Origin of the sequence: Tepidimonas charontis (assembly GCF_007556685.1) — a bacterium.
Lineage (GTDB): Bacteria > Pseudomonadota > Gammaproteobacteria > Burkholderiales > Burkholderiaceae_C > Tepidimonas > Tepidimonas charontis.
On record NZ_VJON01000121.1, the window covers coordinates 1 to 573 of the forward strand.

The window sequence follows — 573 nt, forward strand, 5'->3', positions numbered from 1 at the left end:
CGTCTTCGGCAATCAGCTCCAAGCCCAGCGCGGCCAAGTGGCTGTAGAAGACGCTGGCCCAGTAGCCTTCGTACTGGGTGATGGGGTTGTGGCGGTACCAGTCGTGTGGGATGGCGGCGTAGAGGCTCTCCAGATGGCGGCGCAGGGCCGCCTCATCGCCTGCGGCCAAGGCGTCATACAGGCGCCCCACCGCCTCGGCAGCGCGCGCAGGCTCACCAAAGAGCGCTTTGAACAATACATCGTTCAAGGCGCTTTCGACTTCACGGTTGGGAAAGCCCAGCCGGTACTCGGTGCGCGCACCGATGCGGCGCTGTCCGCGGAAGGTGAGATAGCCGGTCTGCCACAGCAGCGCCTCCGGCGCCATGGCCTCCACATCGAAACTCGACAGCAGCGCCTCATCGGCCACGACATCGGCCAGCCGCGGTGTGAAGGTGCGCCGCCGCGTGAGCTCCTCGACCAAAAAGGTCGGCGTGCCGGTCTCGAACCAGTAGGGGCGAAATTCGCGCTTGTCAAACAGCAGCAGCACATCGAACGGGTTGTAGACCGCCTCGCCCAGCCAGTTGTAGCCGTTGT

The 573-nt window shown here is 64.7% G+C and carries 1 pseudogene; it reads right to left on the reverse strand.

The annotated features are described in order from the left end of the window. A pseudogene (locus tag Tchar_RS13665) lies at positions 1–573 on the reverse strand (hypothetical protein); the annotation flags it as partial.